The sequence below is a fragment of the Cobetia sp. 1CM21F genome (assembly GCF_023161745.1).
Taxonomy (GTDB): Bacteria; Pseudomonadota; Gammaproteobacteria; order Pseudomonadales; family Halomonadaceae; genus Cobetia; species Cobetia amphilecti.
In genome coordinates, this window is the sequence record NZ_JALNTQ010000001.1 from 467,635 (window position 1) to 483,748 (window position 16,114).

General features: G+C 61.8%; 16 protein-coding genes and 1 tRNA gene. 11 read left to right on the plus strand and 6 right to left on the minus strand.

The genetic code is table 11. The annotated features are described in order from the left end of the window. Window positions 1–76, plus strand: a tRNA-Val gene (locus tag MSG32_RS01930). Window positions 77–160: 84 nt separating this feature from the next. On the opposite strand, the gene MSG32_RS01935 is transcribed toward MSG32_RS01930, so the two are convergent. From MSG32_RS01935 to MSG32_RS01955, 5 genes are all read right to left on the minus strand, one after another. Then, window positions 161–1,210 carry an alpha/beta hydrolase gene (locus MSG32_RS01935; RefSeq protein ID WP_282460118.1) on the minus strand — a complete coding sequence of 350 codons (1,050 nt, stop codon included), beginning with the start codon at window positions 1,208–1,210 and terminating at the stop codon, window positions 161–163. 164 nt (window positions 1,211–1,374) lie between these two features. Next, window positions 1,375–1,863 (minus strand): GAF domain-containing protein, encoded by a 489-nt coding sequence (locus MSG32_RS01940; RefSeq protein ID WP_248377230.1) that lies wholly within the window; start codon window positions 1,861–1,863, stop codon window positions 1,375–1,377. A gap of 218 nt (window positions 1,864–2,081) precedes the next feature. After that, entirely contained in the window at window positions 2,082–2,900 is an 819-nt protein-coding gene (locus MSG32_RS01945; protein ID WP_043335679.1) for a MetQ/NlpA family ABC transporter substrate-binding protein, read from the minus strand. 160 nt (window positions 2,901–3,060) lie between these two features. Continuing rightward, window positions 3,061–3,714, minus strand: coding sequence for a methionine ABC transporter permease (locus tag MSG32_RS01950; protein ID WP_107336314.1), 654 nt, complete (start codon window positions 3,712–3,714; stop codon window positions 3,061–3,063). Further along, window positions 3,695–4,738 carry a methionine ABC transporter ATP-binding protein gene (locus tag MSG32_RS01955; protein WP_192837611.1) on the minus strand — a complete coding sequence of 348 codons (1,044 nt, stop codon included), beginning with the start codon at window positions 4,736–4,738 and terminating at the stop codon, window positions 3,695–3,697. The genes MSG32_RS01950 and MSG32_RS01955 overlap by 20 nt, the downstream gene beginning before the upstream one ends. Window positions 4,739–5,450: 712 nt before the next feature. Between MSG32_RS01955 and MSG32_RS01960 the strand changes: the two genes are divergently transcribed. From MSG32_RS01960 to MSG32_RS02005, 10 genes are all read left to right on the plus strand, one after another. Then, window positions 5,451–6,062, plus strand: coding sequence for a riboflavin synthase (locus tag MSG32_RS01960; RefSeq protein ID WP_054557313.1), 612 nt, complete (start codon window positions 5,451–5,453; stop codon window positions 6,060–6,062). A 300-nt stretch (window positions 6,063–6,362) separates the two neighbouring features. After that, window positions 6,363–7,664, plus strand: a complete 1,302-nt coding sequence (locus MSG32_RS01965) for an NCS2 family permease (RefSeq protein WP_248377231.1) — start codon at window positions 6,363–6,365, stop codon at window positions 7,662–7,664. Beyond that, window positions 7,664–8,209 (plus strand): adenine phosphoribosyltransferase, encoded by a 546-nt coding sequence (locus MSG32_RS01970; RefSeq protein WP_043335609.1) that lies wholly within the window; start codon window positions 7,664–7,666, stop codon window positions 8,207–8,209. The genes MSG32_RS01965 and MSG32_RS01970 overlap by 1 nt, the downstream gene beginning before the upstream one ends. Window positions 8,210–8,380: 171 nt before the next feature. Then, on the plus strand, window positions 8,381–8,878 hold the full coding sequence (gene gpt / locus MSG32_RS01975) for a xanthine phosphoribosyltransferase (RefSeq protein ID WP_043335607.1): 498 nt from the start codon (window positions 8,381–8,383) through the stop codon (window positions 8,876–8,878). A 1-nt stretch (window position 8,879) separates the two neighbouring features. Further along, window positions 8,880–9,599 (plus strand): uracil-DNA glycosylase, encoded by a 720-nt coding sequence (gene ung, locus MSG32_RS01980; protein ID WP_248377232.1) that lies wholly within the window; start codon window positions 8,880–8,882, stop codon window positions 9,597–9,599. A gap of 15 nt (window positions 9,600–9,614) precedes the next feature. Continuing rightward, complete coding sequence (locus MSG32_RS01985) at window positions 9,615–10,817, plus strand: glycosyltransferase family 4 protein (protein WP_248377233.1); 1,203 nt, start codon at window positions 9,615–9,617, stop codon at window positions 10,815–10,817. A gap of 194 nt (window positions 10,818–11,011) precedes the next feature. Further along, window positions 11,012–11,623 carry a sulfotransferase family 2 domain-containing protein gene (locus MSG32_RS01990; protein WP_248377235.1) on the plus strand — a complete coding sequence of 204 codons (612 nt, stop codon included), beginning with the start codon at window positions 11,012–11,014 and terminating at the stop codon, window positions 11,621–11,623. Window positions 11,624–11,819: 196 nt separating this feature from the next. After that, window positions 11,820–12,449, plus strand: a complete 630-nt coding sequence (gene upp, locus MSG32_RS01995; protein ID WP_043335602.1) for a uracil phosphoribosyltransferase — start codon at window positions 11,820–11,822, stop codon at window positions 12,447–12,449. 121 nt (window positions 12,450–12,570) lie between these two features. Then, complete coding sequence (locus tag MSG32_RS02000; protein WP_282460135.1) at window positions 12,571–13,857, plus strand: uracil-xanthine permease family protein; 1,287 nt, start codon at window positions 12,571–12,573, stop codon at window positions 13,855–13,857. Window positions 13,858–14,047: 190 nt separating this feature from the next. Then, window positions 14,048–15,271, plus strand: a complete 1,224-nt coding sequence (locus tag MSG32_RS02005; protein ID WP_248377237.1) for a glycosyltransferase — start codon at window positions 14,048–14,050, stop codon at window positions 15,269–15,271. Window positions 15,272–15,350: 79 nt separating this feature from the next. Here MSG32_RS02005 and MSG32_RS02010 read toward each other — a convergent pair whose 3' ends face one another. After that, complete coding sequence (locus tag MSG32_RS02010) at window positions 15,351–16,004, minus strand: helix-turn-helix domain-containing protein (RefSeq protein ID WP_248378399.1); 654 nt, start codon at window positions 16,002–16,004, stop codon at window positions 15,351–15,353. Between the last annotated feature and the right edge of the window lie 110 nt (window positions 16,005–16,114).

The following is a 16,114-nucleotide window of genomic DNA, read 5'->3' on the forward strand; positions in this document are numbered from 1 at the left end:
GGACCATAGCTCAGTTGGTTAGAGCGCCACGTTGACATCGTGGAGGTCGGCGGTTCAAATCCGCCTGGTCCTACCAGATTCCAGAAAACGCCCGGCTCATCGAGTCGGGCGTTTTCGTGTGCGTGTCATGAAAATCTGCCGCGGGATTGGTGCGCGCCGCTCAGGCAAGCGTCTCGTCGAGGAATTCGCGTGCTTCCTTGAGGGCGGCATTGGCAGCGCTCAGCAGCGGGGCGAAGCCGACGAACACATGTGGCATGTCCGGCCACAGGCTCAATGTGACGGGCGAGCCGCAGTCCTGCGCCTGAGTGGCGTAGCGACGGCTGTCATCGAGCAGGATCTCCGCCTCGCCGCACTGGATCAGCGTCGGAGGCAGGTCAAACAGATTTCCCTCCAGCGGCGAGATGCGCGGATCGCTCATGTCGGTGCCGTCCTGCACATAGGCCATGCTCACGAAGGGCAGCAGATTGGGATCGAGGATCGGGTCCACCTCGGCCTTGCGCGACAGTGAGGCGCTGCCCCAGCTGAGGTCCGTGGCGGGCGAGAAGGCGATCACTGCATCCGGCAGCCGCTCGCCTGCGCTCTTGAGCGCATTCACGGCCGCCAGCGTGAGGTTGCCGCCCGCGCTGTCACCGGCCAGCAGCAGGTGGTCCTGCGGGTATTCGTCACACAGCCAGCGCCACGCGGCCAGCACGTCCTGCAGGCCGGCCGGGAAGGCGGCCTCTGGCGCGAGGCGGTAATCCAGCGTGTAGGTCTCGGCGCGTGCCGCTCGGCCCAGACGGCTTGCCAGCGGACGATGGCCGGCAGGTGAGCCTGCGATCCAGCTGCCGCCATGCACATACAGCAGGCGACGCGGGCGCGCTGGTGCATCATCGGGTGCCGGCAATACCTCACAGACACGCTCTCCCTCGCCACCCGGCACCATCGCGAGACGCGGTGTCACGCCGGTGTCGAGAATGCTGGCGTCGGCGGCGAAGTAAGCCTCAAGCAGGGTGCGCTTGGCGCCGAGGTCATTGCCGGTGCGCGCCGTGAAGGCCTTGATGCGCTCAAGATGCTTGATGACTCGCTCAAGGCCGGCATGCGCTTCGTCGTGATTGTGCAGCGAGGCCTCCGCATGTGGGGGCGGCGAATCTTGGGAGGAGGGCGAAGTAGAGGATGATGTGGAGGGCGAAGTAGAGGGCGACGAGGGATGAGATGGCGACCGGGATGACATGTTTGGCTCCTGTCGGGGGCGAGAGCTCTTAACCTGTCATCTCGCACGGGGCTGTGCAAGGCCTGACAGGCCACAACGCAAACCGCCCGCCGTGCGAGTGGCGCGGCGGGCGGCAGAGCGTGATGCTGACGTTCAGGCTGCCTGTCAGGCGGGCGCTCAGTTTGTCAGACAGGAACGCTGTCGAAGTCGCTGGAGGCGATGAAGATCTCGACCAGGCGCTCGATGCCGGCCTGATCCTCTTCGTCGAAGCGCTCGGGGCTCGGGCTGTCCAGGTCCAGCACACCCCACAGCACTTGCTGGCCGTCCTGCTCGATGAGCACCGGGATGACCAGCTCGCTGCGCGAGGCGGCGTCACAGGCGATATGGCCCGGGAAGGCGTGTACATCCGCGACACGCTGGGTGGTGCGCTCGGTGGCGGCGGCGCCACACACGCCCTTGGTGAAGGGGATCGGGTGGCAGGCCGGCTGACCCTGGAACGGCCCCAGGTGCAGGATTTGCGGCTGACGTTGCACATAGAAGCCTGCCCAGTTGAGGTTCTCCACCGTCATGTTGACGAAGGCAGCCGTCTGGGAGGCATTGGTCAGCCAGTCGCGGGTATCGAGGATGGCATCCAGCTGGCGGGCCAGCAGTGAATAGTCGGGGCGAGTGGCCATGAGGGCTCCTGAGGGATAGGTAAGGTGGCGAGATGGCGCAAGAATGCGGTCGCGGGTCGCCTGTTTCAAGCGTGTCCTGCGCGTGTGTCTTCTCGCGCTGCGTCGGCATCTGGGTGCGATGAGATGCGTGATGAGATGCGTCATCCACCGGATGCAAAAGCGCCGACCAGTGGTCGGCGCTTTGCGTTCAGGCGTCTGTCAGTGACATGGGGTGAGGCTTACTTCCAGCCCGGCACCGCCGCGCCCTTGAACAGTTCTTCTGCCTTGGCTTCGACTTCCGGCGTCTGGTAGGCCTTGACCAGCTTCTGCACCTTCTCGCTGTCTTCATCGCCCTGACGCACGACGATCAGGTTGACGTACGGAGACTCGGCGCCTTCACGGATCAGCGCGTCTTCCGGCTTCAAGCCAGCCGGCTGGGCGAAGGTGTTGTTGATGAAGGCCAGGTCGACGTCCGGCAGGATACGCGGCAGCTGGGCAGCCTCGATTTCCTTGAACTGGTAGTCATGCGGGTTCTTGGCGACATCGATCGGCGTCGCTTCGAGGTTGCCCTTGTCGGTCAGCTCGATCATGCCCAGGTCGTGCATCAGGATCAGGGAGCGGCCTTCGTTGGACGGATCGTTCGGCAGGGCGATGGTCGCGCCGTCCGGCAGTTCGCTGATATCTGCGTACTTCTCGGAGTAGGCACCGATCGGGTACACGAAGGTCTTGCCGGCGCTGGCGAACTTGTAGCCGCGCTCACGCACCATGGATTCCATGTACGGCTGGTGCTGGTAGGCGTTGGCATCCAGAGAGCCATCGGCCAGAGCGGCGTTGGGAGACACGTAGTCGGTGAACTCGGTGATCTCGACGTTCAGGTCGTACTTTTCCTTGGCGATCTCGGCCGCGACCTTCATCACTTCGGTTTCCGGACCTGCGACGGTACCCATCTTGAGGGTGTTCTCGTCGGACGCGTCGTTGCCGCAGCCTGCCAGCAGGGTGGCGCCGAGCAGGGTGGCAGCGCCGGCAAGGCGCAGCGGGGAAGAAAGCGTGGTCAGCATGTTGCGCATCGATGTTCTCCTTGTGATCCGACGTGACCGGCGGGGTCCGCGGGATGTTATGAGTGACGGCTCATTGTGATGAGCCGTCACGATACCGAAAGCCGTGTGATTTGTAGATCGAACGCCACTTCTATATCAGCCACCGCTCATGGAGCGACGCTTACTTGTGGTTCGACTTGCGCACCAGATGGTCGCCCAGGCTCTGGAAGCCCTGCACCATGACGACGAGGATGACCACGGTCACCAGCATCACCATCGGGTCGAAGCGGTTGTAGCCGTAGCGAATGCCGAGATCCCCCAGGCCGCCGCCACCGACGGTGCCGGCCATGGCGGAATAGCTGATCAGCGTCACCACGGTGATGGTCAGGCCATTGATGATGCCGCCGCGTGCTTCCGGCAGCAGTACCTTGGTGATGATCTGCATCGGCGTGGCGCCCATGGCCTGTGCGGCCTCGACCAGGCCCGGGCCGACTTCATTCAGCGCGCCTTCGATCAGACGGGCGACGAAGGGAATCGAGGCGATGGTCAGCGGTACGATGGCGGCGTTGGTACCGATGGAGCTGCCCGCGATCAGGCGCGTCAGCGGGATGATCGCCACCATCAGGATGATGAACGGCACCGAGCGACCGATGTTGGTAATGATGCTCAGCACGCTGTTGAGTGCCGGGCGCGCGAGAATCTGGCCGGGGCGCGAGGTATAGAGAGCCACGCCCAGTGGAATGCCGAGTGCCGCGGAGATCAGGCCTGCCACCGCGACCATGTACAGGGTCTCGAGGGTGGAGGACAGGACGAGTTCAAGCAGTGCGGGTGACATGACCGAGCACCTCCACTTTCAGGTCGTGGGATTCGAGATAATCGAGCGCTTGCTGGGTCTGGCGGCTATCGCCCATCAGTTCGGCGATCATCAGGCCCAGGGTGCGGTCCTGAATGGATTCCACCTTGGCCTGCAGGATGCTGACATCCACCTGGCATTCACGCGCCAGGCGCGAGATCAGCGGAGTGGAGACGGCGTCGCCGCTGAAGGCCAGGCGCACCACCGGGTGGGTGTGCGGGCCGGCGGTGGCTTCGAGGCGCTCGACCAGCGCGCGTGGCGGCTCAAGTTCCAGGAAGTCATTGAGGAACTCGCGACCCAGGCGGGTCTGCGGTGCGGTGAAGAAATCGCCTACCGAGGCCACTTCCACCAGTTCACCGCCGCTGATCAGGGCGACCTGATCACAGATGCTCTTGACCACTTCCATCTCGTGGGTGATCAGCAGGATCGTCAGGCCCAGCTTGGTGTTGATGTCCTTGAGCAGCTCAAGGATGGAGGCGGTGGTCTGCGGGTCGAGCGCCGAGGTGGCCTCGTCACACAGCAGCACCTTGGGGCGGCTGGCCAGCGCGCGGGCGATGGCCACACGCTGTTTCTGACCCCCGGACAGCTGGGCAGGATACTGGCCGGCCTTGTCGCTCAGGCCGGTCAGCTCCAGCAATGGCTCGACGCGCTTTTTGATCTCGTCTTTCGAGATGCCAGCCAGCTCCAGCGGCAATGCCACATTGGCGAAGACCGTGCGTGAGGAGAGCAGATTGAAGTGCTGGAAGATCATGCCGATCTGGTGACGAGCGCTGCGCAGGGCGGACTCGTCGAGCTCGGTCAGTTCCTGGCCATCGACGACGACGCTACCGGCGGTGGGGCGTTCGAGCAGATTGACGCAGCGAATGAGGGTCGACTTGCCGGCACCGGACAGGCCGATGACACCGGTAATGGCGCCCTGAGGAACCGTGAGGCTGGCATCCTTGAGCGCGACCACGGCCTTGTCACCACTGCCGTAAGTCTTGGAGACGTTCTTGAGTGTGATCATGGGGGTCCGAGTGGTTAAGGCACCAACCGGATTGCGGGCGAAGGTCTGTAGAGGACAGAACGTTCTGCCGGCGTCTGCGCACATGGCAGACAGCGAAGAGGGGAGCGATCCAGTGGGGAGAAAAAAGACCACCCAAGACGGGTGGCCATCAACGCTGGACACACCCTTTTAGCAGAACTTGCACCCCGTGAGACCAGCTCTCGTGGTGGGCGCCCGCAATCCGGGTACAAATCGGCGCCAAACAGATTTGAGGCGCATTCTATCAGTCACCTTGGGGGTGTCAACGACTTTGGTCTTGCGCTGGACGTTTATTCGAACTGTCGTTCGATATGGCAATTTGGCGATACGCTCTGTAAGCCATTTCTTACAAGGCTCTTGTCGTGACGCGGGTTTCAACAGGCATCGACGGCTTTCCTGTCTTGACGGTCAGTCGGGGATGAGTTGCGGCCCGCTCCGCGCTCGCCGTGACAGCCGTGCTCGCCTGTTACGGGAGTCGGGAGTCGGGAGTCGGGAGACGGGAGACGGGAGACGGGAAGCGGGTGGCGAGGGCGGCAACGCCGCGCACCCCCGCGGCAGACAACGCCAGCATGTCGACGGCTAGTCCACCATGCTAGGATTTCGGCTGGGCATGCCGGCCATCTCGCTGCTGCATGCCGTCCCTTATTCACGGCTTCTCGACAGCAAGAAGCAGCAGTGCAAGGAAAGATCACGCATGTTCACGGGTATCGTACAAGGCATGGCGGAAGTGGTGGCCATTGAAGAACGCACTGACTTTCGCACGCATCAGGTCCGGTTGCCGGCGGGACTGGAGGCGGGGCTGGAGCTGGGGGCCTCGGTGGCCCATAACGGTTGCTGTCTGACCGTGACGGCGCTTGAGGGTCAACTGGCCAGCTTTGACCTGATGCGCGAGACGCTGCGTCTGACCAATCTGGGCGAGCTCGAGGTGGGCAGCGTCGTGAACGTGGAGCGAGCAGCACGCTTCGGCGACGAGATCGGCGGGCACTCGATGTCCGGGCACGTGATGGCGATGGTGACCATCGATGCCATCGAGGCCACCGCCGACAATCGTCGTATCTGGTTCCAGGCGCCGGCCGAGCTGATGCGTTTTCTGTTCGACAAGGGCTATGTGGGACTTGACGGTGTCAGCCTGACGATCGGCGAGGTGCAGGGCACACGCTTCTGCGTCAATCTGATTCCCGAGACACTCGAGCGCACCCTGATGGGCGTGCGCGCCGTCGGTGATCAGGTAAACCTTGAAGTCGACCCGCAGACCCAGGCGATTGTCGAGACCGTCGAGCGGGTCATGGCCTCCCGTCTGGCATGAGGCTTGCAGGTCTGCAGCGGATCAACTCACTGGCAGGACGCCAGAACTCGTCTGACTGGTCAGGAAATATGCCGGGAATGCTCGATTCGCTGCAGACCTTTGGGTACCATGTTGCGCCTTTCGATGCCCTGCCGCTGGCGGGGCATCGTGGTTCAGGCAGGCTGAACAGGGGAAAAGCTTCATCCGACGCCCTGTGCGGCACACCTGTCCGAGCGAGTTCGTCTTGATCTGCTGATTCTGACAATCATCGACCACTGCGCCTTGCCGGACAGGCACTGCTCAAGGATAGGGGCTACCTCAATGCTGGAACGTCTTTTCAAGCTCTCCGAGCACGGTACCAATGTGCGTACCGAAGTCATCGCAGGATTTACCTCCTTCCTCGCGATGGCCTATATCATCTTCGTGGCTCCCTCGATGCTGGCCTCCACCGGCATGGATCACGGCGCCGTGTTCGTCGCGACCTGTCTGGCGGCAGCCATCGGCTGTCTGGTCATGGGCCTTTACGCCAACTACCCGATCGCGCTGGCGCCGGGCATGGGGCTGACGGCCTTCTTCACCTACACGGTCGCCGGTCAGATGGGCGTGCCCTGGCAGGTCGCGCTGGGCGCGGTCTTCCTGTCCGGGGTGAGCTTCTTCCTGCTCTCCGCCTTCAAGATTCGCGAGTGGATCATCAATGCCATTCCCGCCTCGCTGAAGACCGGCATCGCCGCGGGCATCGGCCTGTTCATGGCGATCATCGCCCTGCAGGGCAGCGGCATCGTCGTCGACGCCCCCGGCACGCTGGTCACGCTGGGCGATCTATCCTCGCCGGCGGCCATGTATGCACTGCTCTCGTTCTTTTTGATCGTCGCGCTGTCGTATCGGAAGGTGATCGGTGCGGTGATGATCGGCATACTGCTCGTGACTCTGCTGGCGACCCTGACCGGCAACAACGATTTCCACGGCTTTGCCTCGATGCCGCCGAGCATGCTGCCGACATTGGCAGAGCTCGATATCGCCGGCGCCTTCAATCTGGGCATGGTGTCGATCATCTTCGCCTTCCTGTTCGTCGATCTGTTCGACACCTCGGGCACGCTGATCGCTGTCTCCCAGCAGGCTGGCCTGACCAATGAGCGTGGCCACCTGCCGCGCCTGGGACGGGCCTTGATGGCAGACTCCAGCGCCACCATGGCCGGCTCTGTCATGGGCACCTCGAACGTGACCAGCTACATCGAATCCGCCACCGGCGTGGCCGCCGGCGGACGTACCGGCCTGACGGCCGTGGTCGTTGCCGGCCTGTTCCTCGTCAGCCTGTTCCTGTCGCCGCTGGCGACCTCGATTCCGGCCTTCGCCACTGCCGGTGCGCTGCTGTATGTCGCCTGCCTGATGACGGGCGGCCTGGCACGCATCGACTGGAACGACATTACTGAAGCGGCACCGGTGGTGATTGCCACCCTGGTGATGCCGCTGACCTACTCGATTGCCAACGGGATCGCGCTGGGCTTCATCAGCTACGCCGTGATCAAGCTGTTCTCCGGCCGTTATCGTGATCTGAGCCCGGGGCTGGTGATTCTCGCCATCCTGTTCGCCTGCAAATACCTGTTCCTCGACGGAGCCCTCTAATGAGCATCTACAGCGACTACATCAAGTCTGTCATCCGCACCGTGCCGGACTGGCCCCAGGAAGGCGTCAACTTCCGTGACATCACGCCGGTGCTGCAGAACTCCGCCGCGTTCCGCAAGCTGATCGACTCCTTCGTGCACCGCTATCAGGAGATGGAAATCGACGCCATCGCCGCCATCGATGCGCGTGGCTTCATCATCGGTGCTCCGCTGGCCTACGAGCTGGGCTGCAGCTTCGTGCCGGTGCGCAAGAAGGGCAAGCTGCCGTTCAAGACCATCAGCGAGACCTACTCGCTGGAATACGGTGAGTCCACCGTCGAGCTGCACTCCGATGCCTTCCGTGAAGGCGATCGCATCCTGGTGATGGATGACCTGATCGCTACTGGCGGCACCATGCTGGCGGCCTGCAAGCTGATCGAGCGCACCGGTGGTGTGGTCGTCGAGACGGCAGCCATCATCGATCTGCCGGAAATCGGCGGCTCCGCGCGCATTCGTGAAGAAGGCCACAGTGTCTTCGCGGCGTGCAGCTTCACCGAATCCGAGTAATGCCGGCGTGACGCGATGGCCCTGTCTTCTGGCAGGGCCATCGTCGTTGCAGCGGGCAGTGAATCTGAGGCCCTTGTCCGCGCTCTGGCGTGGCTGAGTGGATCTTCCCCTTGTGCGGTGGCGCGCCAGCCACCATGCTTTCCTTCTGTTTCGTCATTGCGAGTGACCCACATGTCTTCCGAACGCTACCACGACCACTTCATCGTCTCCTGGGACCAGCTCCACCGTGATGTGCGCGCGCTGTGTCACGACCTCAGCGGTCGCGATTTCAAGGGCATCATCGCCATCACCCGCGGTGGCCTGATTCCGGCCGGCCTGATCGCCCGCGAGCTGGGTATCCGCCACATCGATACCGTGTGCATCAAGAGCTATCACGACCACATGGAGCAGGGTGGTCTGGAAGTGGTCAAGGGCGTCGACCACGACGGTGACGGCTGGCTGCTGGTCGATGACCTGGTCGACACCGGCAACACCGCACGTGCGGTGCGTGACATGCTGCCCAAGGCGCACTTCGTGACCGTCTATGCCAAGCCGGAAGGTCGCCCGCTGGTCGATGGTTTCATCACCGAAGTGCCGCAGAACTGCTGGATCCAGTTCCCGTGGGATATGGGCATCGCCTACGTCGAGCCGATCGCCGAGCAGCTCAAGAAGCAAGAGAGCGATAGCTGACATGCCGTTGGAGACTGCCGCGACTGGCCGCTCCGAGGTGTTGCCTGCCGATTGGCAGGCGCATCTCGGCCAAGAGTTTCAGGCTGACTACATGCAGCGTCTGCGCGACTTTCTGCGCGCCGAGAAAGATGCCGGCAAGGTCATCTATCCGCATTCCGATGACTGGTTCCGTGCCTTCTGGCTGACGCCGCTCTCCAACGTCAAGGTCGTGATCCTCGGGCAGGACCCCTATCACGGCCCGGGCCAGGCGCATGGACTGTGCTTCTCGGTACGCCCCGGCGTACGCCCGCCGCCTTCGCTGAAGAACATCTACAAGGAACTGGCCGCCGATGTCGGCGTCGAACCCGTCGATCACGGCTTCCTTGAAAGCTGGGCGAAGCAGGGCGTCTTGCTGCTCAACAGCGTGCTGACCGTCGAGCAGGGCAAGGCCGCCTCGCATCAGAAGCAGGGGTGGGAGCAATTCACCGACCGCGCCATCGACGTGATCAATCAGCACTGTCAGGGTGTCGTCTTCCTGCTCTGGGGCAGTCATGCCCAGAAGAAGGCCCGCGCTGTGGACACCCAGAAGCACCTGGTGCTCCACGCGCCGCACCCATCCCCCCTCGCAGCGCACCGCGGTTTCTTCGGCTCTCGCCACTTCTCGCAAGCTAACGCCTGGCTGGAAGCGCGTGGGAAAAAGCCGATCGACTGGCAGTTGCCGCTGCTTAATGACCGAGTGTGAAGACGAGAAAGCACATTGATACATCCGACATTGCAAGGGCCTCGTGCGGGGCATCTCATCAGCCTCAAGAATCTGGGCGGGGCTGAGCGGACCTTTACCAACTTCTTTCGTATGGCCGCACGCGAGCGAGACCATCATGTGCTGCTGCAGACGCCTGAAATTCATCCGATGCTGCAGCCTGAATATGCGGACTTTACAGGTCGGGTGCACGACATAAAGCGTTACTGCGGCATCAAGCTCCCTCGGCAGCTGCCCTGGCTCCGCGATACCTGCCAGGCGCGCATGCTCGATGACGAAGAGGTGCAGGCAATCGTGGTGTGGAACAAGTTGCGTAACCATCCGCTGCATTTCCCCGATCACATCAGCCTCATTCACTACGAGCATGGCTCTGCCTGGTTCGTGGAGCCCACCTCTGATATCACGGACTATCTCTCGCGCCTCGATGGCATCATCTGCAACTCCTTTGCGGCCAGTCGCATGTTGCAGTTGTCGCTTGGCATCAGTGAGTCCTTGCCATGTCGGGTGGTGCGCAATTCCATCGTACTGCCGCAGGTGACCTCCGATCATCCGGACGAGCGGTTCAGGGTCGGGTTCGCAGGTCGTTTGACCGGGCTCAAGGCACCGGTGATCGCCATCGAGGCATTGCGAGAGCTCAAGGCGAGTGTCCCCCATGCGGAGCTTTGGATCGCTGGCGAGGGGATATTGGAAGATGCCTTGAAGTCACTGGTCGTGAAATGGGGGCTCGAGGAGAGTGTTCACTTCTGTGGTCTGTTGAGTGACATGAGCGACTTCTATTCCTCCCTTGATGCCTTCGTGTGCCCTTCCTGGCGTGAACCCTTCGGTAATGTGGTGCAGGAAGCGCTGGCGCATGGTGTGCCCGCCATCGTCGGTAATGTGGATGGATTGCCGGAGCAGATCTCCCCGGGAGTCAATGGTGAAATTCTGTCGCCAAGCAGGCCCCGCGAATCGCTGGCTGTCTATGGCGAGGATTTCATTACCGGTCCGGACAGAGTCTATAGCCCGGAGCAAGACGCCATCGTGGTCGCACAGGTGCTCGAACCGAGTGAAATCGCTCAGGTGCTGAAGCAATGGGCAGCAAGTCCGCAGCAGCGCAGAGAGATGGGCGCAGCTGCGCGCGCGATCATTGCGCAAGATTTCTGCCAGCAGAAATACTGTCAGGGTATAGGCGACTTCATTGCTGAAGTGGTGGCTGGGTAACCATTGCTGGCGATATTGGTCACAGGTCAGCCACCTTCATGGTCGGCCTGTCTTGCCTCGCCATTGCCCTTTGACGAGCGTACTGAAGTTTCCTTGCACTTTATTCCGGTAAGCTGGAGCCACAATGGATTTTTCGTACATTGGGGGGCTGTCATCAGTGGCAGGTGACGAACCACAAGAACAGGGTTGATATCATGTGGCGAAGCAATGACTTTCCTTATCGCAAACACTTTACACGTAACAAGTGCATCTTCATTCATATTCCCAAGGCTGCCGGAACATCGGTCCTCGCCGCCTTGGGGAAGACGAAGGAAAAAGGGCGAGATCATGTCTCCTGGCAGGTTTACAAGAAAGCCAGTTCCAGAAAATTCGCCCGTTATTACAAATTCACCTTTGTCAGAAATCCCTACGATCGTGCCCTGTCAGCGTATCGCTATATATTAAGTGGTGGCAATCAAGGCAAGCAGGATCTCGCCATTGCCAAGGAGATGGCAGAGTATTCAGATTTTGATGATTTTGTCGCACGTGGTTTGTGGCGAGGCGCTTTTCGTAGTCACCTCCTGTTTCTCTCGCAGTCCTCTTTTGTCATGGATGGTAACGAGACCTTGATGGTGGATTTTCTGGGGCATTTCGAAACCCTGGACAAGGATTTCCAGCAGGTTGCCAACAAGCTGGGTATCAGCAGTGAGATTGCACATCGCAACAAGGGAAGTGTCGAGGCGGGGGCCGGCATGACAGCGGCCACCCGCGAGAAGCTGGCCATTCTCTATGCACAGGATTTCGTCAACTTCGGTTACACGCCTTGAGCGAGTGGCAGACGGGAGGTCGCCAGTCCATTTGCGGCGCTTCCTCTGCTGTAACCTGAAGGCGAGAGCCTTAACTTGTAAGCCTGCTTCCGCTAGAATGCGCTCAATTTACCAGCCTCCCCGCTGCTATCGTCCGAGCCGGCGGGGGTAGTGCTACGTATCGTTTGCACCATCTTCTGTCCCAAGAGGTATTTCCATGAGCGTCCATGCCATCAATCATCCACTGGTCCAGCACAAGCTTGGCCTGATGCGTGCAGCAGGCATCAGCACCAAGAGCTTCCGTGAGCTGGCCAGTGAGGTCGCCAAGCTGTTGACCTATGAGGCAACCCAGGACCTGGAGCTGGAAACTACCACCATTGATGCCTGGAGCGGCAACGAGCTGGATGTCCAGACCATCAAGGGCAAGAAAGTGACCATCGTCCCGATCCTGCGCGCCGGCCTGGGCATGCTGGATGGCGTGACGGACCTGATTCCCCCGGCACGCATCAGCGTCGTGGGCCTGTACCGTGATGAAGAGACGCTGGAGCCGGTACCGTATTTCGAGAAGTTCGTGTCAGATCTCGACGAGCGTCTGGCCATCGTGATCGACCCGATGCTGGCGACCGGCGGCTCCATGATCGCCACACTGGACATGCTCAAGGCCAAGGGCTGCCAGCAGATCAAGGTCATCGTGCTGGTCGCGGCGCCTGAGGGGATCGCCAAGGTGCAGGAATCCTACCCGGACATCGAGATCTACACCGCCTCCGTCGATGACCGCCTCGACGAGAACGGTTATATCGTGCCGGGTCTCGGCGATGCCGGCGACAAGATCTTCGGCACGCGCTAAGCGCCCGCCAGAGATGACAACGCCCTGCGCATCTGCGCGGGGCGTTTTTGTATCTGTCTGACCTGTCTGAGCAGTCAGGATCAGGCGGTTGACTCCTCCGCCCGTGAAAAGAAGTGCTGCCATGTCGTCTTCATCACCGTCCTCTGATACCTCCTCTCCCCATGCGTCGTCTGCCCATGTGCCCTTGCCGGAACAGGAAGGGTTCTCACTGACGACTCTCGTCACCGGCGCGCAGATGCTGTTCGTCGCCTTTGGTGCGCTGGTGCTGGTCCCGCTGCTGACCGGGCTTGATCCCAACGTCGCCCTGTTTACGGCCGGTGTCGGCACCCTGGTCTTCCAGTGCGTGACCAAGGCCAGCGTGCCGGTCTTCCTCGCCTCATCGTTTGCCTTCATTGCGCCCATCCAGAGCTCGGTCGCGAACTTCGGCATCCCTGCCACCATGGGCGGCTTGTTCGTCGCGGGCCTGGTCTATGTGCTGCTGGCGCAATGCATTCGCCTCAAGGGTGTCGGCATCGTGCATCGCCTGCTGCCGGCCGTCGTGGTCGGTCCGGTGATCATGGTCATCGGCCTGGCACTGGCACCGACGGCGGTGCAGATGGCCACCGGCGAATTCAGCGACAACATCTCGCATGCTCAGGCGCTGACGTTGTCATTGGCCAGTCTTGGCGTGACGCTGGTGCTGTCGATCTTCGGACGCGGCATGTTGCGTCTGGTGCCCATCCTCGGCGGTATCCTGACGGGATATGTGCTGGGGTTGCTGATGGGAGTGATCGACCTCTCGCCGGTGCATGCCGCTGAGTGGCTGGCATTGCCAAGCTTCACTGCGCCGACCTTCGAATTTTCCGCCATTCTGTTCATGATTCCCGTCGCCATCGCGCCTGCCGTCGAGCACATCGGCGACATGGTGGCGATCGGCTCGGTGACACGGCGCGACTACCTGAAGAGGCCGGGGCTGCATCGCACGCTGCTCGGTGACGGCCTGGCGACGTCGGCGGCGTCAATGTTCGGTGGTCCGCCCAATACCACCTATTCCGAAGTGACCGGTGCGGTGATGCTGACCCGCAATTTCAATCCGCGCGTAATGACGGTCGCGGCCTGTGTCGCGATTTCGCTGGCCTTCATCGGCAAGGTTGGCGCCGTGCTGCAGACGATTCCCACGCCGGTGATGGGCGGCATCATGTGCCTGCTGTTCGGCTCGATCGCCGTAGTCGGCATGAACACGCTGGTGCGCGCGGGGGATTCACTGACCGCACCGCGCAATCTGGTAATCGCCTCCTTGATCCTGGTGTTCGGGATCGGTGGCATGCAGGTCGGTGGTGGTCAGTTCACGCTGCAGGGCGTGAGCCTGGCCGCCATTCTGGGCATCGTGCTCAACCTGATTCTGCCGCCGGCGAAAGAGGGAGAATGATTACCATTTGATGAGTGGTCGCAGGGAACATTTCCGCGAATGACGGTTCAGATAAATGCAACTCCCGTGTGCTGAGCGACTGGCACATGGGAGTTGCATTTTTCGTTTTCCCACCAGACGCCAGTTATCGTTTTCGCATGCCTTGCACGCGACACAAAGCGGTACTGGCGGACATTCGAAGGAGTGATGCTTGCGTACCCTGGTCGTAGTGAGAAGCCTGAAAATGGGCGGCATGGAGCGAGTGGCGGTCAATCTTGCCGACAGTCTGGCCGCGAATGACCACGAGACGCATATGGTCATCTGGCGCGGTCGTGATCAGGTGCTTGAACCGCAGGATGCCAGCGTCCAGCAGCACATCGTGCCGATTCAGCAGCGCGTCCAGCGTTCCGTCGGCGGCGCCCTGACGACACTGGCGTCACGTCTGGTGCTCAATCCCGTCATCCGCCGCTCCAATTTCGTGTGGGTCGGCAAGGCCGGTGGCGAGGAATTCGCCGCTTGGCTCAAGGAATTCGAGCAGAAACACGGCAAGGTTGACCGCATCATCTTCCGTGGCCTGGGAACCTTCGAGCAGGTGTGGGGCTTCAAGGATTCCCGTGCACGTTACGTGCTGGAAAATCGCGTCAACTTTAGCGGCCCGCAGTGGAAGCAGCGCATGTTTGCCCGTTGCCTGCTGGAAGACAAGCATCTGGTGGCGGTGTCCGAGGATGTGGCGCAAGGGGCTCGTGACATTGCTCGCCAGCATGGGGTGACGCCGGCGCATATCGAGACGATCGTCAATGCCTGTCCGATCACCCGGATCCGCGAGCAGGCCGCCATGGATGAGCCGGATATCCCCGCTGAGCCCTTCATTCTCAATGTGGCGCGTCTGGTGCCGCAGAAAGATCACGCCCTGTTGCTCGAGGCTTATGCCCTGGCCAATCCGAAGGAGCCGCTGGTGATCGTGGGGGCGGGCAATTGCCGGGAAGCCCTGGAAGCCCAGGCTGAGAGGCTTGGCATCGCCGAGCGGGTGATCTTCGCCGGTCAGCGTGACAACCCCTATGCCTGGATGCGTGCCGCTAAGCTGTTCGTGCTCAGCTCGCGTGTCGAGGGCATGGGGATCGTGCTGATGGAGGCGCTGGCCTGCGGCACACCGGTAGTCTCGGTGGATTGCCGTGGTGGAATACGCGAGATCCTCAAGGGCGAGCTGGAACACGCCATCGCGCCGCATTCCGCCGAAGGCCTTGCGCGACGCATGAACGAGTTGTTGGCAGAGGAGGGCTATCCGATTCGCGAGGAATGGTTGGCAGATTTCTGCCCGCACACCATGGTGGAGCGTTTCCTGGCCGAGCCGGCCACCAATGACCCCTGGGATGAGGTGCGCGAGCAGTCGCCTGATGCTGCAGGCCAGCCTCCCTCCCGCGCTGCAAGAGGCTAGCGACGTGCTTCACGCCAACTTGACCGAGCTTGCCAGGGTTGAGCTGGCAGGGCCGAGCAGCTCTCGAGCGAATGCCTGCCTAGCGACTCTGTGCGATGCATAGCCACTGGCAATCTGGGGCCTCGGCAGCGTCGGAGGTCTCGTGGTGGGTAACTTCACGGTTGGCGACTTCAGGAATGTCGAGCTCACCGCTGGCGGCTTGCGACGCCGCCGGCTTGCGCCAGTGCAGTTGATAGCGCTCCCCGGCATGCAGTCGCGCAGCATCACCACATTCGAGAAGTGCCTCCTGGCAGGCCGCCGTCGCGGCGAACTCGATACACAGTGCGCCATGCGTGACCAGCACCAGGCTGTCATGCGCGGCCTGCAGGTAGGCGCTGCACCCCGGTGCGAGACTGCCCAGCTCGATCTGGGGCTGTGGCGATGTCTGCCGGGATTGATCAATGCGTCGCAGCGTGAGTCCCGGTCCACAGCCCGCGATCGGCTCATGCTCGCTGTCACGCAGGATGCGTGGGGGTGCGGCGGGCACCTCATCGCTGAAGAAGTCGCTCAGCGAGATCGGAAATACCTCGAGAATCTTGTTCAGCGAGCTGACGGAAGGGCTGACCGCGTCCTGCTCGACCTGCGAGATGGTCGAATTGGTCACCTGGGCGCGCTTGGCCAGTTCACGCTGAGAGAGGCCATGACGCGTGCGCAGTTCGCGCAGCCGCTTGCCCAGCGTGCGAGACGCTGCCATTTCCTCGTCTGCCATTTTCTCGTCGTCAGTGGGCTGCGCTGCCTTGCCGGCAGTGAGAGGTTCGGGGGCAGTAGGGGAGCTATCGTGCGACATCAGTGGTGCCTGATTGA

What these genes read in the sequence shown, in the direction of transcription:
- MSG32_RS01990 (WP_248377235.1), top strand. Translation starts at nt 11,012, where the DNA reads ATGTGGCGAAGCAATGACTTTCCTTATCGCAAACACTTTACACGTAAC.
- MSG32_RS01935 (WP_282460118.1), bottom strand. Translation starts at nt 1,210, where the DNA reads ATGTCATCCCGGTCGCCATCTCATCCCTCGTCGCCCTCTACTTCGCCC.
- MSG32_RS01970 (WP_043335609.1), top strand. Translation starts at nt 7,664, where the DNA reads ATGAGCATCTACAGCGACTACATCAAGTCTGTCATCCGCACCGTGCCG.
- gpt (WP_043335607.1), top strand. Translation starts at nt 8,381, where the DNA reads ATGTCTTCCGAACGCTACCACGACCACTTCATCGTCTCCTGGGACCAG.
- MSG32_RS02000 (WP_282460135.1), top strand. Translation starts at nt 12,571, where the DNA reads ATGTCGTCTTCATCACCGTCCTCTGATACCTCCTCTCCCCATGCGTCG.
- MSG32_RS01955 (WP_192837611.1), bottom strand. Translation starts at nt 4,738, where the DNA reads ATGATCACACTCAAGAACGTCTCCAAGACTTACGGCAGTGGTGACAAG.
- MSG32_RS01945 (WP_043335679.1), bottom strand. Translation starts at nt 2,900, where the DNA reads ATGCTGACCACGCTTTCTTCCCCGCTGCGCCTTGCCGGCGCTGCCACC.
- MSG32_RS01960 (WP_054557313.1), top strand. Translation starts at nt 5,451, where the DNA reads ATGTTCACGGGTATCGTACAAGGCATGGCGGAAGTGGTGGCCATTGAA.
- MSG32_RS01950 (WP_107336314.1), bottom strand. Translation starts at nt 3,714, where the DNA reads ATGTCACCCGCACTGCTTGAACTCGTCCTGTCCTCCACCCTCGAGACC.
- ung (WP_248377232.1), top strand. Translation starts at nt 8,880, where the DNA reads ATGCCGTTGGAGACTGCCGCGACTGGCCGCTCCGAGGTGTTGCCTGCC.
- MSG32_RS02010 (WP_248378399.1), bottom strand. Translation starts at nt 16,004, where the DNA reads ATGGCAGCGTCTCGCACGCTGGGCAAGCGGCTGCGCGAACTGCGCACG.
- upp (WP_043335602.1), top strand. Translation starts at nt 11,820, where the DNA reads ATGAGCGTCCATGCCATCAATCATCCACTGGTCCAGCACAAGCTTGGC.
- MSG32_RS01965 (WP_248377231.1), top strand. Translation starts at nt 6,363, where the DNA reads ATGCTGGAACGTCTTTTCAAGCTCTCCGAGCACGGTACCAATGTGCGT.
- MSG32_RS01940 (WP_248377230.1), bottom strand. Translation starts at nt 1,863, where the DNA reads ATGGCCACTCGCCCCGACTATTCACTGCTGGCCCGCCAGCTGGATGCC.